The sequence below is a fragment of the Janibacter melonis genome (assembly GCF_003721155.3).
Classification (GTDB): Bacteria; Actinomycetota; Actinomycetes; order Actinomycetales; family Dermatophilaceae; genus Marihabitans; species Marihabitans melonis.
Window position 1 is genome coordinate 356,019 of record NZ_CP044548.2, and the last position, 24,377, is coordinate 380,395.

Consider the following 24,377-nt stretch of genomic DNA (forward strand, 5'->3'; position numbering starts at 1 on the left):
CGAAGGGGGAGCCCCGTGCGTCGTGCCCTGCCCGTCGCCCTCGCCGCGGCGCTCCTCGCGGGCGCCCTCGGCGCCCCGGCCGCCCGGGCAGGAGAGATCTCGACCTCGCGCGCCGACGGTGCTGCGGCCCTGGCCGCGGCACCGCGCACGGCGCTGCTCGCGTCGTCGCGCGGCCACTCCGGCACGTGCACGACGAGCCGGGGGGTGAGCGTCGTCGTCGACTTCCGCGAGCTCGGCGGGTCGACCCTGCGTCGGTGCGCCCTGCCCGACCCGGGGCAGACGGCCTTCCGCGGGACCGGTCTGGACGCGCTGCGCGCGGCCGGCCTCGACGTCACCGGCGTCGACACCTACGGCCTGGCGGTCGTGTGCCGTCTCGCCGGCAAGCCGTCGGCGAGCACGACCCTCACCGTGGCCGGGAGGGACTACCGCGAGTCCTGCCGCACGACCCCGCCGACCGGCGCGCACTGGAGCTACTGGCACACCTCGAGCGCGAAGGGGGCGTGGCAGCTGAGCCGGTACGGCGCGGCGGGCCGGCAGGTTGTCAACGGCGGCTGGGAGGGCTGGTCCTTCTCGCTGGGGCGCACGAGCGACCCGGCACCGCGCCTGGCGCCGGCCCCGGCGGCGACGACGGCGTGGCGTCCGTACTCGGCGCCGCTGCCGCGCATCTCCGGCACGTCCGCCGTGGGGTCGAGCCTGCGGGTCACCGTCGGGACGTGGTCGCCCACGCCGTCGACGCGCACCATCCGCTGGTACCGCGACGGCATCGCCATCAGCGGCGCCACGGCCTCGACCTACCGCCTCACCTCGGCCGACCGCGGCCGCCAGGTGAGCGTCAAGGTCACCGGGTCCGGGTCGGGCCGGGCGAGCACCTGGGCGACCTCGGCCGCCCGCTCGGTCTCCTAGCCGGCCGCGCCGAGCAGCCGGCGCTGGGACCGCGCCCGGGGTCCGAGGTGGGCGACGAGCTCGTCGGCGGCTGCGGTGAGCGCGTCGTCGCTCATCGGGGCCAGGGCGTCGAGCACGAAGAGCGCCCGGGTCGTGCCGGCGCCCAGCCGGGTGCGCCGGCCCTGGCGCCAGCTCCAGCGTCGGCAGGTGACGCCGACGTCGTCGCGCCAGACGACCTCGCCGGGGGAGGGGTGCTCGAGGACCTCCTCACCACCGGCGGTCGTGTCGAAGAGCTCGTCGCCGCTCGCCCGGACGAGCCGGGGCGCGCCGGCGTACCGGTCGAGGTCCTCGCCGCCGAGCGGCACCTGGTGGATGACGCTCAGCGCGTTGTAGACGTCCGTGGCCCGGTTGACCCGTGGCAGGCCCGCGGCGGCCCGCCGGGTGAGCGCCTCGAGGCTGCTGCGTGTGCGCTGCGGCTTGGCGCCGAAGGCGCGGTAGGCGTCACGCCACGCGGCGACGTGGGGGAGCTCCTCGACGGGTGCGCCCGCCGTGAGCGCGATCGCCGTCGACTCCGCCCGGAGCAGCAGGGCCTCGCTCGCGTCGTCACCGGGACCGGGGGAGATGTCCTCGACGACGAGGAGCAGGGCGCGGTAGTCGGGGCGCAGGGCGAGGACGTCGTCGGCGACCTCCGCGTCGCGCAGGACCTCGGGGAGCATGCTCTCTTCTTCCTCGCTCGGGTGCGGGTGCGGGTGAGGGTGCTTTGTAGTGCACCACGGTCGCGGGGCGCGGTGCCGCCGACCCTGGACGAAGGGGGGTCGTCCCACCCGTCGTCGTCGGTGCCCGCGTCTACGGTCGGCACATGAGCGAGCCCACCCAGCACGACCAGCAGACCGGGGCCCCCGTGCCCACCGACGACAGCACGACCTCCACCGCCGGGGCCGGCGGCGAGACCATCGGCGCCACCCCCGACGCGACGACGGGCAGCGACGGGTCCCTCGAGCGCGACCCCGAGCAGTGGGTCACGGGCGACGAGCCGATGACCGCCGCCCAGCGCAGCTACCTCGACACCCTGGCGAAGGAGGCGGGCGAGGAGCTGCCGGCCGATCTCACCAAGGCGCAGGCCTCGGAGCACATCGACCGTCTGCAGCAGGGCAGCAAGCGCGTCGGCTGACGCCGCCGCGGGACGGTGCCCCGCCCCTAGCCGGAGTGCCGGAAGGACGTGAGGAAGTCCGGCGGGCCGCCGTGGGTCGACCAGACCTGCGGCGGCACCAGCCGCAGCGGTGCGAGCAGCGCCTCGAGCTCGTCGATCATCCGCTCCTCGCCGGAGTAGAAGGTCCACGGGGTGACCCGGGTGATCCACCCGGGCTGGAAGACGAGCGCGTGCCCGTGCTCGTCGATGGCCGCGCGCACGGGCTCGGTGAGCAGGTCGGCGCCGAAGGCCGCGTCGCCGAAGGTGTCGAAGCGCCGGTCGAATCGGGCGTCGCCCGTCTCGAACCGGCCCTCGGGGACGCCGTGGTAGTGCCTGCCGCGCACGACGCTGAGCCGGGGGTAGCGGTGGCGGGTCGCGACGGCGACGACGTTGTACGTCTCGGAGTCGCCGCCGCCGTCTCCCCGGCCCGACTCGAGCTGCGACCAGCGCAGCGACATGAAGCGCACGCCCCCGTGGACACCGGTGAGGACGTCGTTGGTGCGCCCGCCCCCACGGATGGCCTCGGTGAAGGGCCAGTCCTGCCAGCCGGCCACGACGTCGGTGCCGTCCGGCACCCGCTCCCAGCCCTGCTGCTGCGCGTGCTGGGACCCGCGTCGCTGCCGGCGCACGGCGCTGACGACGATCGCGACCCCACCGACGACGAGCAGGAGGCAGCAGCTGCCGAAGACGACCGCGACGACGCTCTCGTTCATCGCGCCACCGTATCCGGCCGCGATTAGGGCTGCCGTGCACGCCACTGGTAATCTGGGCGACGCCGTGAGATCGGCCGCGGATCCAGAGAGCCTCGGTGAACATGCCCGGGCGCGCCGCGCAACGACCCAGAGAAGGAGCAGTGAGACCCAGCATGCCGCTGACCACTGACGTCAAGAAGCAGATCATCGCCGAGTACGGCACGGGCGAGGGCGACACGGGCTCCCCGGAGGTCCAGATCGCGATGCTCACGCAGCGCATCAAGGACCTGACCGAGCACTCCCGCGAGCACAAGCACGACCACCACAGCCGCCGCGGGCTGCTGCTCCTCGTCGGTCAGCGCCGCCGTCTGCTGCGCTACCTCGAGAGCACCGACATCGAGCGCTACCGCTCGCTGATCAAGCGCCTCGGCCTTCGCCGATAAGACCTACGCGACAAGCGGTTCCCGCCACGGGGACCGCTTGTTTCGCGTATGGGGCCGCCGCCTGACCAGGCGCGTCCCCGGGGCACCGCCCCGGCACCCGTGACGGGTGCACCGCTAGACGCCAGGGCGCAACGACGACGTCCCTCGGCGAGCGCAGAGAGTAAGGAGGGCCCGATGGAGGGTCCAGAGATCACCACCGCCGAAGCCGTCATCGACAACGGCTCGTTCGGCACCCGCACCATCCGCTTCGAGACCGGCCGACTGGCCAAGCAGGCCGGCGGCTCCGTCGCTGCCTACCTCGACGGCGAGACCATGCTCCTGTCGACCACGACGGCCGGCAAGAAGCCCAAGGACCAGTTCGACTTCTTCCCGCTGACCGTGGACGTCGAGGAGCGGATGTACGCCGCCGGACGCATCCCCGGCAGCTTCTTCCGTCGCGAGGGCCGCCCCGGCACCGACGCGATCCTCACCTGCCGTCTCATCGACCGCCCGCTGCGCCCGTCCTTCGTCAAGGGCCTGCGCAACGAGGTCCAGGTCGTCATCACCGTGCTGTCGATCCACCCGGACCACCAGTACGACGTGCTCGCGATCAACGCGGCCTCGCTGTCCACGCAGATCTCGGGTCTGCCCTTCTCCGGCCCGATCGGCGGCGTGCGCGTCTCGCTCATCGACGGCCAGTGGGTCGCCTTCCCGAACTTCAGCGACATCGAGCGCTCGACCTTCGACATGGTCGTCGCCGGCCGCGTCGTCGGTGACGACGTCGCGATCATGATGGTCGAGGCCGAGTCCACCGAGTCCACGTGGGACCTCGTGAAGAACCAGGGCAAGACCGCTCCCACCGAGGAGGTCGTCGCCGAGGGTCTCGAGGCCGCGAAGGGCTTCATCCGCACCCTGTGCGACGCGCAGGCCGAGATCGCCACCAAGGCCGCCAAGCCGGTCCAGGAGTTCCCGGTCTTCCTCGACTACGAGGACGACGCGTACGCCGCGGTCCAGCAGGCCGTCTCCGAGCAGGCTGCCCAGGCGCTCACCATCGCCGACAAGCAGGAGCGCGAGGACCGCCTCGACGAGATCAAGGCGAGCATGACCTCCGAGCTCGCCGGCTCCGCCGACGCGCCCGCCGCCTTCGCCGGCCGTGAGAAGGAGCTCTCCGCTGCTTTCCGCTCCGTGCAGAAGCAGCTCGTGCGCGAGCGCATCCTGCGCGACAAGGTCCGCATCGACGGTCGTGGGCTCGCGGACATCCGCGCGCTGTCGGCCGAGGTCGAGGTCCTGCCGCGCGTGCACGGCTCGGCGATCTTCGAGCGTGGCGAGACCCAGATCATGGGTGTCACGACGCTCAACATGCTCAAGATGGAGCAGCAGATCGACTCGCTGAGCCCGGTGAGCAAGAAGCGCTACATGCACAACTACAACTTCCCGCCCTTCTCCACCGGTGAGACCGGTCGCGTCGGCTCGCCGAAGCGTCGCGAGATCGGGCACGGGGCCCTGGCCGAGCGCGCGCTCATGCCGGTGCTGCCGAGCCGCGAGGAGTTCCCCTACGCGATCCGTCAGGTGTCCGAGGCCCTCGGCTCCAACGGCTCGACGTCGATGGGCTCCGTGTGCGCCTCGACCCTGTCGCTGCTCAACGCCGGTGTGCCGCTGCGTGCACCGGTCGCCGGCATCGCGATGGGCCTGGTCACCGACGAGGTCGACGGGCAGACGCAGTACGCGGCGCTCACCGACATCCTCGGCGCCGAGGACGCCTTCGGCGACATGGACTTCAAGGTCGCCGGCACCCGTGAGTTCGTCACGGCCATCCAGCTCGACACCAAGCTCGACGGCATCCCCGCCTCGGTGCTCGGCGGCGCGCTGACCCAGGCCCGCGACGCTCGCCTGCACATCCTCGACGTCATGAACGAGGCGATCGACGCCCCGGACGAGATGGCTCCCACCGCCCCGCGGATCATCACCGTCCAGGTCCCCGTCGACAAGATCGGCGAGGTCATCGGGCCCAAGGGCAAGATGATCAACCAGATCCAGGACGACACCGGCGCCGACATCTCCATCGAGGACGACGGCACCGTCTTCATCGGTGCGGCCGACGGCGCCTCCGCGGACGCGGCGCGCAACGCCGTCAACGCGATCGCCAACCCGCAGATGCCGGAGATCGGTGAGCGCTTCCTCGGGACCGTCGTGAAGACGACGACCTTCGGCGCGTTCATCTCGCTCCTGCCGGGCAAGGACGGTCTGCTGCACATCTCCGAGGTGCGCAAGCTCGTCGGTGGCAAGCGGATCGACGCGGTCGAGGACGTCCTCGGCGTCGGCACGAAGGTTCAGGTCGAGCTCAAGGAGATCGACCCCCGCGGCAAGCTGAGCCTGGCCGCCGTCCTCTCGGACGAGCAGCAGGCCGAGCTCGAGTCCGGCGCGGGCGACCGCGGTGAGCGTGGCGGCGACCGCGGTGACCGCGGCGGCGACCGTGGCGACCGTGGTGGCCGTCCCGAGCGCGAGGAGCGCTCCGGCGACGACGACGCGCGCGAGGGTGGCCGTCGCCGCCGTCGTGGCGGTCGCGGCCGTGGCGCCGACTCCGAGGAGACGGGCGCCGAGGCCCCCGCGTCCTCCGAGGACGCCGCCGGCTGATCCAGCCGCACATCACGAAGGCCCCGTCCCCCTCGTGGGGGCGGGGCCTTCGTCGTCCTGGTCTGCGTCGTCCTGGTCTGCCTGCGCCGCGGCGGATGGTCCAGGCGGTCGCTCAGGCGGCGTGGCGTGCGCGGCGCGGGGCCGGCTCGACCCAGCGCATCTCCATGCGCGTGCGGCCGTCCTCGCCGCGGACGGGCACCCAGGTGCAGGTGAGGCGGCGCTCGGCGGGAGCCGGCGCGGTCGTCGTCAGATGAGTCACGGTCATGTCGTACACCCCTTGTTCACTCTGTGTTCATCTACGACTGTAGCACCAAGGTGAACGGCAGGTGAACGACACGCGGCCAGCAGATGCGTACGGTGCCGCGCCGGGACGCGCCCGGGCGGCACCGCTGCTCGGTCGTAAGGTGCTGCGCATGAGCGAGAGCATCGTGCGGGTGTCGGTCGTCGGGGCGTCGGGACGGATGGGGTCGGCGGCCTGCCGCGCCGTCGAGGGGGCCGAGGGCATGGAGCTCGTCGGCCGCTTCGACGCCGGCGACGACCTCGGCGATCTCGCGGGCGCCGATGTCGTCGTGGAGTTCTCCGTGCCCGAGGCGAGCCCGGCGAACGTCGCCCACTGCGTCGAGCGGGGGATCCATGTCGTCGTCGGGACGACGGGGTGGACGCCGGAGCGCCTGGCGAGCCTCGAGGAGCAGGTGTCGCTCCATGACGGTGTCGGCGTGCTCATCGCGCCGAACTTCGCCATCGGCGCGATCCTCATGATGTCCTTCGCGCGCCAGGCCGCTCGCTTCTACGAGTCCGTCGAGGTCGTCGAGCTGCACCACCCCGACAAGGTCGACGCGCCGAGCGGCACGGCCGCGCGGACGGCTGAGATCATCGGCGCGGCCCGCGACGAGGCCGGGCTGCCGGCCTCGCCGGACGCGACGACGCAGGACCCCGACGGGGCGCGCGGCGCGCAGGTCCACGGCGTCTCGGTGCACTCCGTGCGGTTGCGCGGGATGGTGGCCCGCCAGGAGGTCCTCTTCGGCGGCGAGGGCGAGACCCTGACGATCCGGCACGACTCCTTCGACCGCACCTCCTTCATGCCCGGGGTGCTCGAAGGGGTCCGAGGCGTCGCCTCGCACCCCGGCGTGACCGTGGGTCTGGAGAAGTATCTGCAGATGTGAGGCCCTCCCGCCGGACAGGTCGTCGTGGACGGCCTGCTGGGCCGTCATGCCTGCGGTGTGACCCGGGTCATGCTGCGACTTTCAACTAGTTCTGGCGAAAGTCAGCAAATGGTAAAGACTCTCCAGTAACGTCGGTGGTGGGAGAGGGCGTCCAGGGGGACTGCCCGGGGTCGACGCCGACCTGTCTGCTCCCACCCACCCCAGCGCGGGCTGATCCCCGCGCGGAGCCGATTGGATCTCGCATGCCCATCTCCATGTCCCGGACCACCACCTCGCTCGTCGCCGTCGGTGCCGGTGTCATCCTCCTGTCCGCCGCGGGCGGCAGCTTCGCCCAGTGGAGCGAGGGGAAGGACGTCGCCCCGGGGAGCATCACCGCCGGTCACCTGGACATGCAGGTCGACGGCGGCGGCTGGTTCGACACCAAGGGGACCTCGGACACGGGCGACGACACGTCGATCACGCCCTCCGCCTTCAAGATGGTCCCCGGCGACGAGGTCGAGTACCGGGCGAAGGTCCGGCCGAACCTCGTCGGCAACACCCTCAAGGCCCAGCTCACAGCGAACCTCCCGGGCGTGAGCAACACCCTCAAGGATCACGTCGTCATCGCGACGAAGGTCGACGGCGCCGACAGCGTGACGGTCACCTCCCAGGACACTGCGAGCGGCAAGGCGTACGACGCCCGGGTCACCGTCACGATGCCCTTCGACGACGTGAAGACCAACGGCACCGCTGGTGAGGACAAGACGCTCGACCTCAACACCCTGCGCATCTCGCTCGTCCAGCAGCAGCGCTGACCTGGGGGGAGCGGTGAGGACGACGAGGGGGGCAGGCATGAGGGGGGACGCGGCGCCATGGCGCGCGCTGCTCGCGCTCGGCCTGGGTCTCGTCGTCCTCACCGGGGCCGGAGGGACCGGTGCGAGCTGGGCCGAGCACGACGCCCGGAAGCCCGGCACCATCACCTCGGGAGGGGTGAGCCTGACGACGGGCACGCTGCGCACCGAGCTGCACTCGCAGCAGCCCGCGGGGTCGAGGACGTACGCGTCGAGCACGACGTGCACCCCCGACCCCGGCTACGTCGAGTGCCGGGTCATCAGCGCGACGCTCGCCTCCGAGGCGCTCGTCCCCGGTGACCGGGTCGTCATCACTCAGCCGGTGACGCTCGCCGCGAGCGGCACGACGCTGCGGGGCACCCTCGCCGTGTCGAGCACCGAGCTCACCTCGGCGGCCCGCTCGGCCTTCAGCGGCAGCGCGACGACCACGACGACGATCACGGCGCTGGGAGGCGCGGTGACGTCGGGCAGCTCGGTGAGCATCCCCGTCTCGGTGCCGACCGGCGCGGGGGTGGGGACCTCGACGGTCCGCATCTCGATCAGCACGCCCGTGACGGCGAGCGCCGGCGGCTGGGGGAGCGCCCTGCAGGACCAGTCGCTCTTCGGCGGCACCTTCACCTACACCTTCGCCCAGACGCGGGCATGAGCCGAGAGGCACGACGGATGAGAGCGACGCGGCTGTGGCCCGTGGCGGCTGTGGCCCTCGCCGGCGTGCTCCTCGTGAGTGCGCCGAGCGGCCAGACCCAGGCCCAGTGGCGGGAGAGCGCGACGACCACGATCAGCGGCCCGAGCTCGGACGTCTTCGAGATGACCGCGACCGCGTCGGGGCCCCAGGTCGACCTGACGAACCTCTCACGCCGCCAGAGCGCCGACCTCGACGTGCGCAGCACGAGGGTCACCCGGGTCGACGCCGGGGACACCAACGACCTCCTCGCTCGGGCCGCGCTCGTCTACACCTCCGGCCAGGGAGCCTGCGGCGGCACGACCCAGAGCACCTACTGGGCGGCCCGCTCGGCCGGCCAGATCACCGCAGGCACGACGTACACCCGCCCCCAGGGAGCCGTGGCCGGCGCGACCCTCGCACCGGGCGCTGGCCGGGTGCTGTGCCCGACCCTGTCCCTGCCCTACCCCGCGACGGCCGCAGGTGAGCGCGACACCTATCTCGCGCACGCCGGACGCTCCGTCGACATCACGACCGTCGTGCGGCAGACGAGCAAGCCGCCGGCCACGTGGACCTCGACCCAGCGCACGACGATGACCCGCTTCTCGATCGGCACCCCCGCGCCGACCTCGCCGGCGGGCGCGAGCCCCTGCCGCAGCGAGGTCTCCGGCGGGCAGGGTTCGGGCTCGGTCGGCCGGCTCGCGTTCGGCTGGCCCCTCGCCTCGACGACCGCGACCACCCCCACCCCCGCGATGGCGGGTGGGTGGGAGGTCCTCGTCCGACCGGTCGCGGGCAGCTGGCGGAGCCTGGGCCCGCTCGACGCGTCGGCCCGCCTCTCCGGTCCGCTGCTGGGCAGCGACCTCGGCCCGGTCGGGGCGACCCGCGAGCTCGTCCTGCGCGGGTACCCCTTCGCCGGCGACCGCACCCGCTACGTCGAGTCCGACTGGCTCGTGCGGGCCACCAACGACTCTGCCGGCCGCAACGACCGCTTCGTGTGCACCGGCGTCATCCCCAACCCCGACCAGGGACAGGTGAACCTGCCATGACCGCCACCCTCCACCCGCCCGCCGACGCGCCGGCCGAGGTCGTCGAGGACGAGCCCACGACCGCTGCGCGTCCTGCGTCGCGCGCGCTGAGGCTCGTGCTCCTCGCCCTGCTCACGCTGCTAGGCGCGGTCCTCGTCCTCGTCGTCGCGGTGCCGCGCGTGCTCGGCCTCGTGCCCCTGACGATCCTCTCGGGCTCGATGGAGCCGACCCTGCCGGTCGGCAGCCAGGTCTTCGTCGACCCTGTCGAGAGCGCGGAGCAGGCCCGTGAGGAGGTCACCGTCGGCTCGATCATCACGGTCATGCCGCGCCCGGACGACCCCACCCTCGTCACCCACCGCGTCGTCGCGGTGGAGCAGGACGTCTCGGGCCGTCCGGTCTGGACGACGAAGGGGGACGCCAACGGCGGCGTCGACGACTGGGAGGTCACCCCGACCCAGCTGCGCGGGGTCGTGCGTTACCACGTGCCGTGGGTGGGCTACGTCGCCTCGAGCATGAGCCAGACCGACAAGGACACCGTCGTGCGCTGGAGCGCGGGCGCGCTCTTCGTGTACGCGGCCTACCAGCTGCTCGCCGCCTGGCGCGGGCGTCACCGCGGCGGCCGGCACGCGGCCTAGGCAGCCCAGCCGAGGGCGCGCAGCCCGGCGGCCGTCGCGGCCGCGGCGAGGACGACGAGCAAGAAGTTGACCCGCAGCGCGAAGAGCGCGACGGCGACGACGACCGCGGGCAGGCGGGCGTCGAGGGTCAGGGTGTCGGCGCCGCCGGCCGTCTGGACGACGAGCAGGCCCGCGAGCAGGGCCACCGGCAGGAGCGTGATGACGCGCGAGCGACGCGGCCCCTCGACGAGGGACGGCGGGGCGAGGTACCCCGCGAGCTTGAGCGCGTAGCCGAGGACGGCGGCGAGCAGGACGGTGGCCCAGGCGCTCACGGCGTCGGGTCCTCTCCGTCGAGGTGCCCGGGCTCGGGCTCCGTGCGTCCTGCGCCGGTGAGCCCGACGACGAGCGCGGCGAGGGCCGCGAGGAGCACGGGGATGCCGGCCGGCACCGACGCGTAGGAGACGAGCGCGACGAGCGCGGCCACCGCGGCGGTGACGACGGTCGGGGCCGAGCGCAGCCGCGGCCAGATGAGCCCGACGAAGGCTGCCGCCGCCGCCGCGTCCAGCCCCCACGTGCGCGGGTCGCCGAGCGCGTTCCCGAGCGCCGAGCCGGCCAGCGTCGCGAGGTTCCAGAAGGCGAGGACGGCCAGGCCGGTCCACCAGAAGCCGACCCGACGAGAGCGCGTCGTCGGCTGCGCGAGACCCACGGCGGTCGACTCGTCGATCGTCACGTGCGCGGCGGCGAGCCGGCGCCACCCCCGCACGTCGAGCACCCGCGAGGTCTCCAGCGCGTACAGCCCGTTGCGGATGCCGAGCATCGTCGAGGTCGCGACGGCGGTCGCCGGGCTGCCGCCGGCCCCCATCACCGAGACGACGGCGAACTGCGAGCCGCCGGTGAAGAGCAGGAGCGAGAGGGCCTGGGTCTGCAGCACGTCGAAGCCGGCGGCGACCGCGAGCGCGCCGAAGCTCACGCCGTACGCACCCGTCGCCACGCCGACGGACAGGGCCTGACGCCGTGCCGTCCCGACAGCGGCGTCCTCGACGGCCGCGCTCACGGCTCGGGGTCGGCGAGCGAGGCGACGAGGCGCACCTCGCGGGCGGTCGCCCCGTCGGGGGAGACCACGCGGTCGCGGAAGGCGCCGTCGGGCGCGAGACCGGCGCCGACGAGGAAGGCACGAGTCTGCTCGTGGGGGACGAGCACCCACGTGGCGAGGGTGTCCGCGCCCGCGCCCGTGAGCGTGTCGACGACGGCGTTGAGCAGGCGCGAGCCGTGCCCGGTGCGCCGGGCCTGGGGGTGCACGCCGATCGCCGTGAGCTCGCCGGTCGCCTGACCGGTGTCGGGGTCCTGGCTCGGGCCGAGGGCGGCGAAGCCGACGACCTGGCCGCCGGCCGTCGCGACGAGGAGGCGGTGCACCCCTTCGGGCGGCTCGGCGAGGGCCTGGCGCCACGCGGCGGCGAAGGCCTGCGGCTCGAACTGCGCGTGGACCTCCGGGGGGACGACGCCGTCGTAGGCCTCCTGCCACACGAGGGCCTGGACGACGCCGAGGGCCGGCAGGTCGTTGGGCCCGGCGGTGCGGACGCCGGCATCGGGGGTGGGGGTGCTCATCAGCGTCCTTCGAAGGTGGGGGGTCGTCGGTCGGCAAAGGCGGCGCGGCCCTCCTGGAGGTCCGCGCTCGCCCAGGCGGTGGCGAAGGCGTCGCGGTAACGCGCGAGGTCGTCGGGGGTGCGGGCGTCGAGCCCGGTCTTCGAGCCGGCCTGGGTCAGCGGGGCCAGCCGGGCGGCGGAGGTCGCGAGCTCGAGGGCGTCGTCGAGATCACCGCGGCGCTGGACGAAGCCGAGGCGCCAGGCGTCGTCGGCGTCGAGGACGGCGGCGGTGAGGACCATGTGGCGGGCCGCTCCCTCGCCCCAGCAGCGGGCCACCCGCTCGAGGGTCCAGTGGTCGACCATGAGCCCGAGCCGGGCGACGGGCACGGCGTACCGGGCGTCGTCGGTGGCGACGCGCACGTCGCACGCGACGGCGAGCTGCATGCCGAGCCCCATGCACGACCCGGAGATCGCGGCCACGGTCGTCACCGGGAGCGAGGCGAGGTGCCCGAGCACCTCGGCGAGGCGCTCGGTGAAGGCGACGTCCTCGAGCTCGGTGAGATCGGCGCCGGCGCAGAAGTGCCCCTGCGCCCCGGTGAGGACGAGGGCGCGGGCACCGCCCTGCTCGGCGGCCCGGACGGCCGCGTCGAGCGCGTCGAGGTGCTCGTGGTCGATCGCGTTGCGCCGCTCCGGGCGCTCGACCGTCACGACGTGGACGTCGCCGTGGACGTGGCTGCGGATGGGCACGGGGCCAGGATAGGCGGCCCTCAGGAGGCGAGCGCGAGGGCTCCCAGCGCGACGAGCCAGCTGACGAAGGAGCCGACGAGGAAGTACTCGGTGACCTTGTCGATGTCGTGCCGACCCTCGTCGTCGGCGTGCGAGCGCAGCTCCGGCCAGCGGATGAGGCCCTTCGCGGCGATGACGAGGCCGGCGGCGGTGACCTCGCCGGCGAGCCCGAGACCGAGGACGAAGAGCCGCTCGAGCGGGCCGAGGAGACGCCCGCCGCGCAGCTCCTCCTGGCCGCGGTCGTGCCCGGGGCGCATCGCGCCGGTGCTCGTGAGGACGAGTCGGACGACGAGGTTGCCCGTGCTCAGCTGGACGAGGACGAGACCGGCCACGAGCAGGGCGCGCGCGGGGTCGCCGGCCCACGGCAGCTCGGCCCAGGCGAGCCAGCGGGCGAAGGGGCCCCCGACCTCCGGCGCCGCCCCGGCCCACAGCAGCGGCACGAGACCGCTGACGAGCAGGACGGCGAGGGGCAGGAGGTAGGCGCGCCCGGTGCGCAGGGTGCGCTCGGTCGTGAGGACCCAGGCGAGCAGCCCGAGGGCCGCGGCGACGGCGAGCCACCGGCCCGCGGCCGTGCCGAGCGTGCCGGCCAGAGCCGAGGTCGCGACGACGAGCACGACACCGGCGGCAGCGGCGACGACCGGGCGCCGCGGCCGGACGGGCAGCGCGCTGCGCAGCAGGTCGGTGACGCCGACGGCGACGAGGAGCACGGCGAGCACGCTCATGACGCCTCCACGCCGGCGAGCTGCTCGGCCGCCAGCCGCACGACCCCGATGCCCGCGCTGCGCACCCGCTGCGAGACCGCGGAGGCGCTGATGCCCTCGGCCTGCGCCACCGCGGCCTGCGACTGCCCGGCGACGAGGGCGGCGAGGATGCGCAGGGAGCGCTCGTCCATGACGCCGACGAGGTGGTCGCGGCACTGCAGGGCGGCGTTGACGGCCGCGACCTCCGGTCCCTCGTCCGCGCTGCGGTAGGCGGTGCGCAGGTGCTCGGTGGTCGCCCGCGACTGGGTCTGCTTCACCCAGTCGATCGCCTCGCGGGCCGCCCACCAGCCGGGCCCGTCCTGGGTCGTCTCGTCGAGCCGGGCGACCGGCCCGTGACCGAGGCCGATCCGCACGTCGACGTCGGGCGAGAGCCGCAGCCGCAGCCGCCATGCGGCGTCGAGGGCCGCCCCGGGCGTGGCGTAGCTGCCCTGGAACTCGTCGCCGACGGTGACGAGCGGGGCGTCGACGGCGCCCGGCGCGATCCCCCGCAGCGCCCGTGCGAGCCGGTCGTGCAGACCGGCGCGGTCACGCGCACGGCGCGAGCCGACGACGTCGCCGATGAGGGTGGCGACAGCCCGGTCCTTCATCTGAGCCATATGAAGAACATACCTTCATATCGTCGTGATGAAGCCTCAGACTTCACCACGATCGCGTCGCTCGTAGCGCACGAAGGTCATGCCCTCGCGCGGCGCGCGCCGGACCTCGACCCAGACGTCGGGGTCGATCGGGGGGAAGAAGACCTCGGCCTGCGGGGAGGCCTCGACGTGCGTGATCTCGAGCGCGCTCGCCACCTCGATCGTCTGGGCGTAGATCTCGCCGCCCCCGACGACGAAGACCTCGCGGTCGCCCGCGACGAGGAGGGCCTCCGGCAGCGAGTGGGCGACCTCGGCGCCGGGCGCCGACCACGCGAGGTCGGAGGTGACGACGACGGTGCGCCGACCGGGCAGGGCCCGCCCGATGGAGTCCCACGTGCGGCGGCCCATGACCATGACGCCGCCCGTCGTCACCTCCTTGAAGTGCCGCAGGTCCTCCGGGAGGTGCCAGGGCATCCCCCCTTCGACGCCGATGGCGCGGTTGGCGCCGACGGCGGCCACGAGGGTGAGGTGCTGCTCGAAGCCCAGCTCGAGCACCGCGGGCACGGCCGGCCCGCCGCTCGTCGCGGCCGCGAGCGCGTCGAGGACGAGCCGCTCGTGCGGGACGACCCGCTCCGGCAGCTCGTCGAGGGGGTACCACCGCAGGTCGGCGGCCTTGTCCGGCTCGGCGAGCCGGGGCTCGCCGGAGATCTCGGTGACGTGGAAGAAGAAGTCGGCCCGCTGCTCGATCGTCCCGACGAGGCAGCCGCGGTGCACCGTCGTCAGGGGCGTGGCCCGCACGACGTCGACGCCGAGCTCCTCGCGGACCTCGCGGCGCAGCGCCGCGCTCGCCGACCCGGCGTCCTCGACGTGGCCGGCCGCCCCGCAGGCCCACCACCCGTCCATGAAGGGGGTGCCGCTGCGCAGCTGGAGGAGCACCTCGAGCCCGGTGGCCCCGGCGGCCGGCCGGGTGATCACCGCGTACGACGCGGCACGAAGGGGGATGCGTCCCCGCAGCTCGGGGTGGACCGGTCGGGGCTCGCGGTCGGTGCCGCTCATACGGCGATCGGCGCCTTGATGCTCGGGTGCGCCTCGTAGCCGACGAGCTCGAAGTCCTCGAGCTCGTACGCGTCGACGCTGTGCCGCGGGGTGATCCGCATCGTCGGCAGCGGGTAGGGCTCGCGCCCCAGCTGCTCGTCGGCCTGCTCGAGGTGGTTGAGGTAGAGGTGGGCGTCGCCGAGCGTGTGCACGAGGTCGCCGAGCTCGAGGTCGCACTGCTGGGCGACGATCATCGTCAGCAGCGCGTAGCTGGCGATGTTGAAGGGCACGCCGAGGAAGACGTCGCCGCTGCGCTGGTAGAGCTGGCAGGACAGCCGGCCGCGGCCCCCGTCGGCACCGGGCGCGACGTAGAACTGGAAGAGGGTGTGGCACGGCGGCAACGCCATGTCGTCGACCTCGGCGACGTTCCACGCCGAGACGACGTGCCGGCGGCTGTCGGGATTCGTGCGGATCGACTCGATGACCTTCGCGATCTGGTCGACGGTGCCGCCGTCGGGCGTGGGCCACGAGCGCCACTGGTGCCCGTAGACCGGGCCGAGCTCGCCGTCCTCGTCGGCCCACTCGTCCCAGATCGAGATCCCGCGCTCCTGCAGCCAGCGCACGTTGGTCTCGCCGCGCAGGAACCACAGCAGCTCGCCGATGATCGAGCGCAGGTGCAGCTTCTTCGTCGTGAGGACGGGGAAGCCCTCGGCGAGGTCGAAGCGCATCTGGTAGCCGAAGACCGAGCGCGTGCCCGTCCCGGTGCGGTCGGACTTCTCGACCCCGTCGTCGCGCACGTGCTGGAGGAGGTCGAGGTACTGGCGCATGGGCAGCAAATCTACCGGCGTCCGCCGCGATACCCTCGAGGCATGCCTGACACCACCCCCTTCGGCCACGTCCTGACAGCGATGGTGACGCCGATGACGCCAGATGGTGCGGTCGACGAAGGGGGAGTGCGCGCGGTCGCCCGCCACCTCGCCGACACCGCCCACGACGGCGTCGTCGTCAACGGCACGACCGGCGAGTCGGCCACCCTCACCTCCGACGAGAGCATCGAGGTCGTGCGGATGGTCGTCGACGAGGTCGGCGACCGGCTCGCCGTCGTCGCGGGCGTCGGCTCGAACTCCACCGCGCACAGCATCGAGATGGCCGCCCGCGCCGCCGAGGCCGGGGCCGACTCGCTCCTGCTCGTCTCGCCGTACTACAACAAGCCGACCCAGCCGGGTCTGGTCGCGCACTGCACGGCGGTGGCGGACTCGACCGAGCTGCCGATCATGCTCTACGACATCCCCGGCCGCACCGCCGTCCCCTTCGCCACCGAGACCCTCGTCGAGCTCGCGGGCCACGACCGGATCGTCGCGGTTAAGGACGCGAAGGGGGACCTCGCCGCCTCGATCCGCGTCATGGCCGCGACCGACTACCTCTGGTACTCGGGCGAGGACGCCCTCAACCTGCCGCTGCTCGCGCTCGGTGCCGTCGGCGTCGTCTCCGTCACCGGCCACGTCACCGGCCGTGAGAACGCCGCGCTCGTCGAGGCCGTCGCCGCCGGCGACCTCGTGCGAGCCCGCGAGATCCAGGACCGGGTCATCCCGGTCATCGACGCGATCATGACGACCTCGCAGGGGGCGATCATGGCCAAGGCTGCGCTCGTCGAGCTCGGCGTCATCGAGCATGCGACCGTCCGCCTGCCGCTCCTCGAGAGCCCGCCCGAGCACCTCGACATCCTGCGAGCCGGTCTCGCCGCCACGCACGCAGAGAAGGTCGCATGAGCCACCCGCACCCCGAGCTCGACATCCCCGCCCCGCTCGCGAAGGGTGCCGTGCGGGTCGTCCCGCTCGGTGGCCTCGGCGAGATCGGGCGCAACATGACCGTCGTCGAGCACGACGGCCAGCTGCTGATCATCGACTGCGGAGTCCTCTTCCCCGACGACCACCAGCCCGGTGTCGACCTCATCCTCCCGGACTTCGAGTACATCGAGGACCGGCTCGACGACATCCAGGCGGTGATCCTCACCCACGGGCACGAGGACCACATCGGCGCGGTGCCCTACCTGCTGCGCCTCAAGCCCGACCTGCCGCTCATCGGCTCGCAGCTGACCCTCGCGCTCGTCGAGGCCAAGCTCAAGGAGCACCGGATCAAGCCCTACACCCTCGGCGTCGCCGAGGGCATGCGCGAGGTCTTCGGGCACTTCGACTGCGAGTTCATCGCCGTCAACCACTCGATCCCCGACGCGCTCGCCGTCTTCGTGCGCACGCCCGGCGGCACCCTCCTGCACACGGGCGACTTCAAGATGGACCAGCTGCCGCTCGACGGCCGGATCACCGACCTGCGCGCCTTCGCCCGCGCCGGCGAGGAGGGGGTCGACCTCTTCCTCACCGACAGCACGAACGCGACGGTCCCGGGCTTCACCGCGCCCGAGCGCGACATCTCGGCGGCGATCGACAAGGTCTTCCGCGGGGCCGAGCGGCGGATCATCGCCGCGTGCTTCTCCTCGCACATGCACCGCGTCCAGCAGGTGCTCGACGCCGCGGAGCGCAACGGGCGCAAGGTCGCCTTCGTCGGTCGCTCGATGATCCGCAACATGGGGATCGCGGCCGACCTCGGTCATCTCCACGTGCCCGACCGGGTGCTCGTCGACGTCAAGAAGCTCGGCGACCTGCCCGACGACCAGGTCGTCCTCATCTGCACCGGCAGCCAGGGCGAGCCGATGGCGGCCCTCAACCGCATGGCCAACCGCGACCACCGCATCGACGTCGGCGTCGACGACACGATCATGCTGCTCTCCTCGCCGATCCCCGGCAACGAGGGCTCGGTGTGGCGGGTCATCAACGGCCTCATGCGCCTGGGGGCCCACGTCGTGCACAGCGGCGGCACCGACCGGGTCCACGTCTCCGGCCACGCGAGCGCCGGCGAGCTGCTCTACTGCTACAACATCGTCAAGCCCAAGAACGTCCTGCCGGTGCACGGCGAGTGGCGTCACCTCGTGGCCAACCGCGACCTCGCGATCGCGACCGGGGTCCACCCCGACCACATCCCGCTCGCCGAGGACGGCGTCGTCGTCGACCTCGTCGACGGCCGGGCGCGGGTCGTCGGCGCGGTGCCCTGCGGCTACGTCTACGTCGACGGCAGCAGCGTGGGCGAGGCCGACGAGGACCTGCTCAAGGACCGCCGCATCCTGCGCGACGAGGGCTTCATCTCGGTCATGGTCGTCATCAACTCCTCGAGCGGCGCGATCCTCGCCGGCCCGGAGATCGTCGCCCGCGGGTTCGCGGAGGGTGACGAGATCTTCGAGCAGGTGCGTCCGAAGATCGTCGCGGCGATCCAGGACGCGACGGCGAAGGGGGTCACCGACCCCCACCAGCTGCAGCAGGTCATCCGCCGCGCCGTCGGCGGCTGGGTCGGCGGCAAGATCCGTCGCCGCCCGATGATCATCCCGACGGTCGTCGAGGCCTGAGGCGCACCCCTTCGCCCCGGCACCCCCGAGCTACCACACCCCCCGAGCTACCACGCAGTACTGGTCGTCATGACGACCAGCACTGCGTGGTAGCTCGCGTCGTAGCCGGGTCGGTAGCCGGAGGCGGGCGAAGGGGGAGTCAGCCCCGCGGGGCGAGGGAGCGGACCGCGGCGACGAGGCGGTCGACGTGCTCGGGGGAGTTCGCCAGACCCAGGCTCGCGCGGACCGCGCTCGTGCTGCCCGACCCCTGCCGCGCGAGGAGCGCGTCGACGAGGACGTGGGCGCAGAAGCGTCCGTCGCGCACCCCGATGCCGTGCTCGTCGGACAGCCGGCGCGAGACATCTTGCGCCGAGCGGCCCTCGACGGTGAAGGTGACGACCGGCGCCCGGTCGTGCGTCGGGCCGAAGATCGAGTGCGTCTGCACCCCGGGGATCGCGTCGAGCCGGCTGACCAGGCCCCGCCCGAGCGTCTCGTCGAGCTCGGCGATGGCCTCGCGGTGCTCCTCGACGACCTCGCACGCGACGGCCAGGGCCACCGCGCCGAGGACGTTCGGGCTGCCGGCCTCGTGGCGGGCGGGCCCGATCTGCCACGTCGTGTCCTCGTCGGAGACCGCGGCGGTCGCACCGCCCCCGGCGAGGTAGGGCTCGGCCGCGTCGAGCCAGTCCGAGCGCCCGACGAGCACGCCGGCGCCGTAGGGCGCATAGATCTTGTGCCCCGAGAAGGCGACGTAGTCGAGCTCCTCGAGCGCGAGGTCGACGGCGCGGTGCTGGACGAGCTGGGCGGCGTCGAGCGCGACCCGGGCGCCGTGCCGGCGGGCGACCGCCGCGATCTGCGCGACCGGCCAGTACTCGCCCGTGACGTTCGACGCGCCGGTGACGACGACGAGCGCGTCGGCGGTGCGCGAGGTCCGCAGCGCCGCGTCGACGACCGAGACCGCCTCGGCCGGGCTCGAGGGCACGGGGAGGCGGACGAGCTGCTCGGCGCGCCACGGCAGGATCGTCGCGTGGTGGTCGGAGCCGAAGACGAAGACCTGCGCGTCCTGCGGCACGACCGAGGCGAGGAGGTTGAAGGAGTCGGTGGTGTTGCGCGTGAAGATCACGTGGTCGTCCGCGCGCGCGCCGACGAAGCGGGCCACGACCTCGCGGGCCTGCTCGTAGCGCGCGCTCGTCACGCGCGAGGCGTAGCCGTTGCCGCGGTGCACCGACGAGTACGTGAGGCTCGCCTCGTCGACGGCGGCCTTGACGGCGACGAAGGCCGAGGTCGAGGCCCCGTGGTCGAGATTCGCGTACTCGACCTCGGCGCCGGACTCGAGCGGGCAGACGAGCCCGTCGGAGACGAGGGCCGGGGTCGACGGCGCGCTCGGGCGGGGTCGCAGCTGGTGCACGGCCGCCAGCGTCGGCTCGGCGGGGCGGGGGAGCGTCGGCGCAGCGGCCGGGGCGAGAGCGGTGGTGGACATGGCATGCCTCCCATGAGGTCTGGGACCTCGGGGCAGCCGGGGTCCGCGCTTGCCGGCGTCGTCTGGCGTCGGCCAGGTCGTCACCCGGAGCACCCCACCGCGGAGGAGGGTTGCCGACCAGCGAGCCGGGGCTTGACGCTGGCACTCATGACCTTGGCCGCGACGATAGCAGCGGGTCGGGGAGCGGCGTCGAGCCCGTCCGGCCCCGTCTTGTCTGCTGAGACCTGGGCGGGGGAGGGGCGTGCTCAGGCGCGTACGAGGAGCGCGAGGACCGCCCCGAGCACGAGGTACGGGCCGAAGGCGAGGTGCGTGGCCCGGTCCACCCGGCGCAGCACGAGGAGCACGAGTGCGGCGGCACCGCCGAGCGCGAAGGCCGCGTACACGCCGATGGTGAGGGTGCTCCACCCGTACCAGCCGAGCAACGGGGCGAGAGCGAGCACGAGCTTGGCGTCGCCCATCCCGATGCCGCGCGAGCCGAGGACGAGGCTGACGAGCACGAAGGCGCCGCCGACGACCGCCGTGGCGACGAGCGCCCGGCGCAGGTCGTCCCACTGCCCCGAGGTCGCCGCGGCGAGGGCGAGGAGGGCGAGGACGGCGGCGGCGAAGGGGAGGGTGAGGGCGTTGGGCAGCCGGTGGACGTCGGCGTCGACGGCGAGCAGGAGCAGGCCGACGGGGGCGAGGAGAGCGGTCGCGGCAGCGGCGGCGAGGGGCTCGTCGCGGGAGACCCAGACGAGCGCGGCCGCGAGCGCCGGCACGGCCGGGACGAGCCACTCATGGGCGGGCAGGGGAGCCGTCTCGTCCGGGCGTCGATAGGTGCCCGAGCGGCCCCATCGCCACGCGAGGGGCGTGCCCACGAGCGCGACGGCGAGCGCGACGAGGACATGGGGCACGCACGCAGGGTATGCGGGCGCCGGTGGCTCTCCCCGGCGCCGTCCACACCCCCCTTCGCCCGGAACCGGCGGCCCCTGGTGCGCGTGTGACACGTGTGAAAGGGGTGGCGATCGCCTAGCCTGCGAGCATGGCAACACGTAACGGCACCCCCGCGCGCCCGCGTGGGGGATCCACCCGCGCACCCGGTCGCACGGCCGCGACCAAGGGCCCGGGGCGGTCCACGGGCACCAAGGCCCGGTCCTCCTCGCGCTCCTCCGGCCGCACCGGCTCGAAGGGGTCGGGCACGACCTCGGCGAAGGGGGGAGGTCTCCCGCTCCCGCTCGCCGCCGTGCGCAGCACGTGGATGGGGGTCGCCGGCGCCGCCGGCGCCGGTGCCCGCCGGGTGGGACACCAGGCCGGCCAGATCGAGCCCGAGCACCGTCGTGACGGTCTCGGCTTCACCCTCGTCGCGCTCGCCGTCGTCGTCGCCGCCGTCGAGTGGTGGGGCCTGCAGGGCGGGCTCGCCGATCTCGTGCACGCCGTGGCCGCAGGGACCTTCGGCCGCGTCGCCTACGCCCTCCCGCTCGTCCTCGTCCTCGCCGGGTGGCGCCTGCTGCGCGGCGCCGACGACGCGACGAGCGCCCGGCTCGGCTTCGGCCTGGCCCTGCTCTCGCTGTCGGTCTGCGGTCTGACGCACATCGCCCGCGGCATCCCGCAGCCCCCCGACGGCGCCGGCCCGATGCGCGACGCCGGCGGCATCGTCGGCTTCCTCGCCTCCGACCCGCTCGCCACCGGGCTCACCGTGTGGCCGACGGCGATCATCCTCGTGCTGCTCGGCACCTTCTCGCTCCTGCTCGTCACGGGCACGCCCCTGCACGAGATCCCCACCCGGGCCGCCTACCTGCGGGCCGTTTTCACCGGCGCCCCGCCGCAGCCGCACGACGAGGTCGAGAGCACGCCGGCGGCCGCCCGTGCCGTGCAGGCCGCCCGCAAGCGCCGCTTCGACGAGCTCGACGAGCGCGACGGCGACACCGCCTTCGACCAGGCCGCCCAGGTCTCGCCCGCGGAGAAGGCACGCCGCCGGCGGGCCGCGAAGGCCGAGTCCGACGCCGCGAAGGCGGCCGAGGACGCCGCGGCAGAGGAGGCCGCCGCCCCGGAGGCCCCGGCGAAGGGGGGCCCGCGCCCCGGCGAGAAGCGCTCGACCGGCAACGGCGTCGTCGCCCCGGTCGCCAAGGACAAGACCCCGCTGCAGGCGCCCCCGACGACCCAGCTGCCGCAGCGCGTCGAGCAGCTCGCCCTCGCCGGCGACGTCACCTACACGCTGCCCGACTCGGCGGCGCTCAAGGCCGGCTCGCCGCACAAGGAGCGCTCCGCCGCCAACGACCAGGTCGTCGACGCCCTGACCAACGTCCTCGACGAGTTCGGCATCGACGCGCAGGTCACCGGCTTCCACCGCGGCCCCACCGTCACCCGGTACGTCGTCGAGCTGGGCCCCGGCGTCAAGGTCGAGCGCGTCACCGCGCTCAGCAAGAACATCGCCTACGCCGTGGCCTCGGCCGACGTGCGCATCCTCAGCCCCATCCCGGGCAAGTCGGCCATCGGCATCGAGATCCCGAACGCCGACAAGGAGATGGTCTGCCTCGGCGACGTGCTGCGCAGCGACGTCGCACGGACCAACGAGCACCCGATGGTCATGGGTGTCGGCAAGGACGTCGAGGGCGGGTACGTCATCGCCAACCTCGCGAAGATGCCCCACATCCTCGTCGCCGGCGCGACGGGCTCCGGCAAGTCGAGCTTCGTCAACTCGATGATCACCTCGATCCTCATGCGGGCCACGCCCGACGAGGTGCGCATGGTGCTCGTGGACCCCAAGCGCGTGGAGCTCACCGCGTACGAGGGGATCCCGCACCTCATCACGCCCATCATCACCAACGCGAAGAAGGCCGCCGAGGCCCTCCAGTGGGTGGTGAAGGAGATGGACATGCGCTACGACGACCTCGCCGCCTTCGGGTACAAGCACGTCGACGACTTCAACAAGGCGGTCCGCGCCGGCACCGTGCAGCCGCTGCCCGGCAGCGAGCGCACGATCCAGCCCTACCCCTACCTGCTCGTCATCGTCGACGAGCTCGCCGACCTCATGATGGTCGCGCCGCGCGACGTCGAGGACTCGATCGTGCGCATCACCCAGCTGGCGCGCGCCGCCGGCATCCACCTCGTGCTGGCGACCCAGCGGCCCTCCGTCGACGTCGTCACCGGCCTCATCAAGGCCAACGTGCCCAGCCGGATGGCCTTCGCGACCTCCTCGCTCGCCGACAGCCGGGTCGTCCTCGACCAGCCGGGCGCCGAGAAGCTGCTCGGCCAGGGCGACGCGCTCTTCTTGCCCATGGGCAAGAGCAAGCCGATGCGCGTCCAGGGCGCGTGGGTCACCGAGTCCGAGATCCACGAGGTCGTCCAGCACGTCACCGGCCAGCTCGCCCCGCGCTACCGCGAGGACGTCGCCGTCGAGGTGCCGAAGAAGCAGATCGACGAGGACATCGGCGACGACCTCGACGTGCTGCTCCAGGCCACCGAGCTCGTCGTGACGACGCAGTTCGGCTCGACGTCGATGCTCCAGCGCAAGCTGCGCGTCGGCTTCGCCAAGGCCGGTCGTCTCATGGACCTGCTCGAGTCCCGCGGCGTCGTCGGCCCCTCCGAGGGCAGCAAGGCCCGGGACGTGCTCATCACGCCCGACGAGCTGCCGGTGACCCTGGCGCTCATGCGCGGTGACGACGTGCCGGACGCCGCCCCGGTGTCCCCGGACGACACGCAGGAGGTGCCGGGTCAGGACGAGGGCCCTCGCCCCTTCGCCGGTGAGGAGGAGGTCGTCGACGTCGAGCGCGACCCGCAGCCGACCCCTCCGACCGGGCGCTACGCGGTCGACCCCATCGGCACGGACATCCCCGTCGACGACGACGAGGACGACGAGGACGCGTGGTCGCTCACCGGGCGCTGACCGGGGCCCCCGCGGCTCTACGCTGACGTCATGCCCGAGGTCTGGTACGCCCCGAAGAAGCCCCTGTCCGGCCGGGACTACTGGGTGGCGGTGCTGCGCAAGCAGCCGTCGGCGATCCTCCTCGCGATCCAGCTGCTCGCGATCCTGCTGCTGCCGTGGCTGGAGGCACAGCTGTGGGGGCGGCTCGTCTTCGTCGTCATCTCCTTCTTCGCGGTGACGATCGCCGCCTTCGTCACACGCTCGACGCCCTCGCTCACCTGGCTGGCGCTGCTCATCGGCTTCCCCTGCGTGGCGCTCGAGGCGTGGAGCGTGCTCTCGCCGGACAACGTCCTCGTCGGGGCCGTCGGCCACTTCGGGCTCGCGGCCTTCTACCTCTACGTCGCGTACGGGCTCGTGTCCTACGTCTTCTCCGACAGCTGGGTGACGAGCGACGAGCTCTTCGCGGTGGGCGCGGCCTTCACCGTCCTGCTCTTCGCCTTCGCCTACCTCTACCTCGGGGTCCAGTTCATCTGGCCCGACTCCTTCACCGGGCACGTGCCCGGGCCGCGTCGCAGCTTCCTCGAGCTGCTCTTCTTCTCCGCGGCCAACCTCACGAGCGTCGGGCTCTCCGACGTCGGGGCGATCCGCCCGCACGCCCGGGCTGTGACGATCATCGAGCAGCTCACCGGCGTCATGTACGTCGCGATGGTCATCTCCCGGCTCGTCGCGCTCACCGTGGCCAAGGCGCGCCGCTGACCGAGCCCCTCCGCGCGA

General features: G+C 73.3%; 26 protein-coding genes and 1 riboswitch. Of the genes, 13 read left to right on the forward strand and 13 right to left on the reverse strand.

Going from position 1 to position 24,377, the window contains the following annotated elements; genetic code table 11:
* The first annotated feature begins 15 nt into the window (after positions 1 to 15).
* Positions 16 to 903, forward strand: coding sequence for a hypothetical protein (locus EEW87_RS01705; RefSeq protein WP_191563263.1), 888 nt, complete (start codon positions 16 to 18; stop codon positions 901 to 903).
* On the opposite strand, the gene EEW87_RS01710 is transcribed toward EEW87_RS01705, so the two are convergent.
* Complete coding sequence (locus EEW87_RS01710) at positions 900 to 1,598, reverse strand: B3/B4 domain-containing protein (protein WP_123090921.1); 699 nt, start codon at positions 1,596 to 1,598, stop codon at positions 900 to 902. The genes EEW87_RS01705 and EEW87_RS01710 overlap by 4 nt on opposite strands.
* Before the next feature lie 143 nt (positions 1,599 to 1,741).
* Here EEW87_RS01710 and EEW87_RS01715 point away from each other — a divergent pair, with 143 nt between their 5' ends.
* Entirely contained in the window at positions 1,742 to 2,053 is a 312-nt protein-coding gene (locus EEW87_RS01715; RefSeq protein WP_068273881.1) for a DUF3072 domain-containing protein, read from the forward strand.
* 26 nt (positions 2,054 to 2,079) lie between these two features.
* On the opposite strand, the gene EEW87_RS01720 is transcribed toward EEW87_RS01715, so the two are convergent.
* Positions 2,080 to 2,784: a hypothetical protein gene (locus EEW87_RS01720; protein WP_123090920.1), complete on the reverse strand. Its 705-nt coding sequence runs from the start codon at positions 2,782 to 2,784 to the stop codon at positions 2,080 to 2,082.
* Positions 2,785 to 2,936: 152 nt separating this feature from the next.
* On the opposite strand from EEW87_RS01720, the gene rpsO reads away from it, so the two are divergent.
* Both rpsO and EEW87_RS01730 read left to right on the forward strand, forming a co-directional pair.
* Positions 2,937 to 3,206: a 30S ribosomal protein S15 gene (rpsO, locus tag EEW87_RS01725; protein ID WP_068273884.1), complete on the forward strand. Its 270-nt coding sequence runs from the start codon at positions 2,937 to 2,939 to the stop codon at positions 3,204 to 3,206.
* A gap of 174 nt (positions 3,207 to 3,380) precedes the next feature.
* Entirely contained in the window at positions 3,381 to 5,819 is a 2,439-nt protein-coding gene (locus EEW87_RS01730; protein ID WP_123090919.1) for a polyribonucleotide nucleotidyltransferase, read from the forward strand.
* A 112-nt stretch (positions 5,820 to 5,931) separates the two neighbouring features.
* Here the strand turns inward: EEW87_RS01730 and EEW87_RS01735 are convergent, their stop codons facing one another.
* Complete coding sequence (locus tag EEW87_RS01735) at positions 5,932 to 6,084, reverse strand: hypothetical protein (protein WP_163562347.1); 153 nt, start codon at positions 6,082 to 6,084, stop codon at positions 5,932 to 5,934.
* A 148-nt stretch (positions 6,085 to 6,232) separates the two neighbouring features.
* Between EEW87_RS01735 and dapB the strand changes: the two genes are divergently transcribed.
* The 5 genes from dapB (at position 6,233) to EEW87_RS01760 (ending at position 10,133) form a co-directional block, all read left to right on the forward strand.
* Positions 6,233 to 6,982, forward strand: coding sequence for a 4-hydroxy-tetrahydrodipicolinate reductase (dapB, locus tag EEW87_RS01740; protein WP_123090918.1), 750 nt, complete (start codon positions 6,233 to 6,235; stop codon positions 6,980 to 6,982).
* A 242-nt stretch (positions 6,983 to 7,224) separates the two neighbouring features.
* Positions 7,225 to 7,776 carry an alternate-type signal peptide domain-containing protein gene (locus tag EEW87_RS01745; protein ID WP_123090917.1) on the forward strand — a complete coding sequence of 184 codons (552 nt, stop codon included), beginning with the start codon at positions 7,225 to 7,227 and terminating at the stop codon, positions 7,774 to 7,776.
* Positions 7,777 to 7,813: 37 nt separating this feature from the next.
* The gene (locus EEW87_RS01750) at positions 7,814 to 8,458 is read left to right on the forward strand and encodes a hypothetical protein (protein ID WP_123090916.1); all 645 of its coding nucleotides are present in this window, start codon (positions 7,814 to 7,816) and stop codon (positions 8,456 to 8,458) included.
* A gap of 17 nt (positions 8,459 to 8,475) precedes the next feature.
* Positions 8,476 to 9,519, forward strand: a complete 1,044-nt coding sequence (locus EEW87_RS01755) for a hypothetical protein (RefSeq protein ID WP_148041518.1) — start codon at positions 8,476 to 8,478, stop codon at positions 9,517 to 9,519.
* The gene (locus tag EEW87_RS01760) at positions 9,516 to 10,133 is read left to right on the forward strand and encodes a signal peptidase I (RefSeq protein WP_123090914.1); all 618 of its coding nucleotides are present in this window, start codon (positions 9,516 to 9,518) and stop codon (positions 10,131 to 10,133) included. Before EEW87_RS01755 ends, EEW87_RS01760 begins: the two co-directional genes overlap by 4 nt.
* Here EEW87_RS01760 and EEW87_RS01765 read toward each other — a convergent pair.
* The 8 genes from EEW87_RS01765 to EEW87_RS01800 are packed head-to-tail and all read right to left on the reverse strand — an operon-like array spanning position 10,130 to position 15,679.
* On the reverse strand, positions 10,130 to 10,444 hold the full coding sequence (locus EEW87_RS01765; RefSeq protein ID WP_123090913.1) for an AzlD domain-containing protein: 315 nt from the start codon (positions 10,442 to 10,444) through the stop codon (positions 10,130 to 10,132). The two genes, EEW87_RS01760 and EEW87_RS01765, sit on opposite strands and share 4 nt — an antisense overlap.
* Positions 10,441 to 11,166 (reverse strand): AzlC family ABC transporter permease, encoded by a 726-nt coding sequence (locus tag EEW87_RS01770; protein WP_123090912.1) that lies wholly within the window; start codon positions 11,164 to 11,166, stop codon positions 10,441 to 10,443. Before EEW87_RS01770 ends, EEW87_RS01765 begins: the two co-directional genes overlap by 4 nt.
* Positions 11,163 to 11,717: a GNAT family N-acetyltransferase gene (locus tag EEW87_RS01775; protein ID WP_123090911.1), complete on the reverse strand. Its 555-nt coding sequence runs from the start codon at positions 11,715 to 11,717 to the stop codon at positions 11,163 to 11,165. Before EEW87_RS01775 ends, EEW87_RS01770 begins: the two co-directional genes overlap by 4 nt.
* Positions 11,717 to 12,442, reverse strand: coding sequence for an enoyl-CoA hydratase-related protein (locus tag EEW87_RS01780; protein WP_068273904.1), 726 nt, complete (start codon positions 12,440 to 12,442; stop codon positions 11,717 to 11,719). The genes EEW87_RS01775 and EEW87_RS01780 overlap by 1 nt, the downstream gene beginning before the upstream one ends.
* Before the next feature lie 20 nt (positions 12,443 to 12,462).
* Positions 12,463 to 13,203 (reverse strand): hypothetical protein, encoded by a 741-nt coding sequence (locus EEW87_RS01785; protein WP_123090910.1) that lies wholly within the window; start codon positions 13,201 to 13,203, stop codon positions 12,463 to 12,465.
* Positions 13,200 to 13,838, reverse strand: coding sequence for a SatD family protein (locus EEW87_RS01790; protein WP_123090909.1), 639 nt, complete (start codon positions 13,836 to 13,838; stop codon positions 13,200 to 13,202). Before EEW87_RS01790 ends, EEW87_RS01785 begins: the two co-directional genes overlap by 4 nt.
* Positions 13,839 to 13,874: 36 nt before the next feature.
* The gene (locus EEW87_RS01795) at positions 13,875 to 14,873 is read right to left on the reverse strand and encodes a dihydrofolate reductase (protein WP_123090908.1); all 999 of its coding nucleotides are present in this window, start codon (positions 14,871 to 14,873) and stop codon (positions 13,875 to 13,877) included.
* Positions 14,870 to 15,679 carry a thymidylate synthase gene (locus tag EEW87_RS01800; protein ID WP_123090907.1) on the reverse strand — a complete coding sequence of 270 codons (810 nt, stop codon included), beginning with the start codon at positions 15,677 to 15,679 and terminating at the stop codon, positions 14,870 to 14,872. Before EEW87_RS01800 ends, EEW87_RS01795 begins: the two co-directional genes overlap by 4 nt.
* A gap of 42 nt (positions 15,680 to 15,721) precedes the next feature.
* Between EEW87_RS01800 and dapA the strand changes: the two genes are divergently transcribed.
* Together dapA and EEW87_RS01810 are read left to right on the forward strand one after the other, a co-directional pair.
* Complete coding sequence (gene dapA / locus EEW87_RS01805; RefSeq protein WP_123090906.1) at positions 15,722 to 16,621, forward strand: 4-hydroxy-tetrahydrodipicolinate synthase; 900 nt, start codon at positions 15,722 to 15,724, stop codon at positions 16,619 to 16,621.
* The gene (locus tag EEW87_RS01810; RefSeq protein WP_123090905.1) at positions 16,618 to 18,306 is read left to right on the forward strand and encodes a ribonuclease J; all 1,689 of its coding nucleotides are present in this window, start codon (positions 16,618 to 16,620) and stop codon (positions 18,304 to 18,306) included. Before dapA ends, EEW87_RS01810 begins: the two co-directional genes overlap by 4 nt.
* Before the next feature lie 139 nt (positions 18,307 to 18,445).
* Here EEW87_RS01810 and EEW87_RS01815 read toward each other — a convergent pair whose 3' ends face one another.
* Positions 18,446 to 19,762: an aminotransferase class V-fold PLP-dependent enzyme gene (locus EEW87_RS01815; protein WP_123090904.1), complete on the reverse strand. Its 1,317-nt coding sequence runs from the start codon at positions 19,760 to 19,762 to the stop codon at positions 18,446 to 18,448.
* Positions 19,763 to 19,802: 40 nt separating this feature from the next.
* Positions 19,803 to 19,915: riboswitch (SAM riboswitch) on the reverse strand.
* A gap of 92 nt (positions 19,916 to 20,007) precedes the next feature.
* Positions 20,008 to 20,652 (reverse strand): prepilin peptidase, encoded by a 645-nt coding sequence (locus EEW87_RS01820; protein WP_163562360.1) that lies wholly within the window; start codon positions 20,650 to 20,652, stop codon positions 20,008 to 20,010.
* 128 nt (positions 20,653 to 20,780) lie between these two features.
* Here EEW87_RS01820 and EEW87_RS01825 point away from each other — a divergent pair, with 128 nt between their 5' ends.
* Positions 20,781 to 23,624 carry an FtsK/SpoIIIE family DNA translocase gene (locus tag EEW87_RS01825; protein ID WP_123090903.1) on the forward strand — a complete coding sequence of 948 codons (2,844 nt, stop codon included), beginning with the start codon at positions 20,781 to 20,783 and terminating at the stop codon, positions 23,622 to 23,624.
* A gap of 30 nt (positions 23,625 to 23,654) precedes the next feature.
* On the forward strand, positions 23,655 to 24,359 hold the full coding sequence (locus EEW87_RS01830; RefSeq protein ID WP_123090902.1) for an ion channel: 705 nt from the start codon (positions 23,655 to 23,657) through the stop codon (positions 24,357 to 24,359).
* The last annotated feature ends 18 nt before the right edge of the window (positions 24,360 to 24,377 follow it).

What these genes read in the sequence shown, in the direction of transcription:
- EEW87_RS01710 (WP_123090921.1), bottom strand. Translation starts at nt 1,598, where the DNA reads ATGCTCCCCGAGGTCCTGCGCGACGCGGAGGTCGCCGACGACGTCCTC.
- EEW87_RS01715 (WP_068273881.1), top strand. Translation starts at nt 1,742, where the DNA reads ATGAGCGAGCCCACCCAGCACGACCAGCAGACCGGGGCCCCCGTGCCC.
- EEW87_RS01720 (WP_123090920.1), bottom strand. Translation starts at nt 2,784, where the DNA reads ATGAACGAGAGCGTCGTCGCGGTCGTCTTCGGCAGCTGCTGCCTCCTG.
- rpsO (WP_068273884.1), top strand. Translation starts at nt 2,937, where the DNA reads ATGCCGCTGACCACTGACGTCAAGAAGCAGATCATCGCCGAGTACGGC.
- EEW87_RS01730 (WP_123090919.1), top strand. Translation starts at nt 3,381, where the DNA reads ATGGAGGGTCCAGAGATCACCACCGCCGAAGCCGTCATCGACAACGGC.
- EEW87_RS01735 (WP_163562347.1), bottom strand. Translation starts at nt 6,084, where the DNA reads ATGACCGTGACTCATCTGACGACGACCGCGCCGGCTCCCGCCGAGCGC.
- dapB (WP_123090918.1), top strand. Translation starts at nt 6,233, where the DNA reads ATGAGCGAGAGCATCGTGCGGGTGTCGGTCGTCGGGGCGTCGGGACGG.
- EEW87_RS01745 (WP_123090917.1), top strand. Translation starts at nt 7,225, where the DNA reads ATGCCCATCTCCATGTCCCGGACCACCACCTCGCTCGTCGCCGTCGGT.
- EEW87_RS01750 (WP_123090916.1), top strand. Translation starts at nt 7,814, where the DNA reads ATGAGGGGGGACGCGGCGCCATGGCGCGCGCTGCTCGCGCTCGGCCTG.
- EEW87_RS01755 (WP_148041518.1), top strand. Translation starts at nt 8,476, where the DNA reads ATGAGAGCGACGCGGCTGTGGCCCGTGGCGGCTGTGGCCCTCGCCGGC.
- EEW87_RS01760 (WP_123090914.1), top strand. Translation starts at nt 9,516, where the DNA reads ATGACCGCCACCCTCCACCCGCCCGCCGACGCGCCGGCCGAGGTCGTC.
- EEW87_RS01775 (WP_123090911.1), bottom strand. Translation starts at nt 11,717, where the DNA reads ATGAGCACCCCCACCCCCGATGCCGGCGTCCGCACCGCCGGGCCCAAC.
- EEW87_RS01785 (WP_123090910.1), bottom strand. Translation starts at nt 13,203, where the DNA reads ATGAGCGTGCTCGCCGTGCTCCTCGTCGCCGTCGGCGTCACCGACCTG.
- EEW87_RS01790 (WP_123090909.1), bottom strand. Translation starts at nt 13,838, where the DNA reads ATGGCTCAGATGAAGGACCGGGCTGTCGCCACCCTCATCGGCGACGTC.
- EEW87_RS01795 (WP_123090908.1), bottom strand. Translation starts at nt 14,873, where the DNA reads ATGAGCGGCACCGACCGCGAGCCCCGACCGGTCCACCCCGAGCTGCGG.
- EEW87_RS01800 (WP_123090907.1), bottom strand. Translation starts at nt 15,679, where the DNA reads ATGCGCCAGTACCTCGACCTCCTCCAGCACGTGCGCGACGACGGGGTC.
- dapA (WP_123090906.1), top strand. Translation starts at nt 15,722, where the DNA reads ATGCCTGACACCACCCCCTTCGGCCACGTCCTGACAGCGATGGTGACG.
- EEW87_RS01810 (WP_123090905.1), top strand. Translation starts at nt 16,618, where the DNA reads ATGAGCCACCCGCACCCCGAGCTCGACATCCCCGCCCCGCTCGCGAAG.
- EEW87_RS01815 (WP_123090904.1), bottom strand. Translation starts at nt 19,762, where the DNA reads ATGTCCACCACCGCTCTCGCCCCGGCCGCTGCGCCGACGCTCCCCCGC.
- EEW87_RS01825 (WP_123090903.1), top strand. Translation starts at nt 20,781, where the DNA reads ATGGCAACACGTAACGGCACCCCCGCGCGCCCGCGTGGGGGATCCACC.
- EEW87_RS01830 (WP_123090902.1), top strand. Translation starts at nt 23,655, where the DNA reads ATGCCCGAGGTCTGGTACGCCCCGAAGAAGCCCCTGTCCGGCCGGGAC.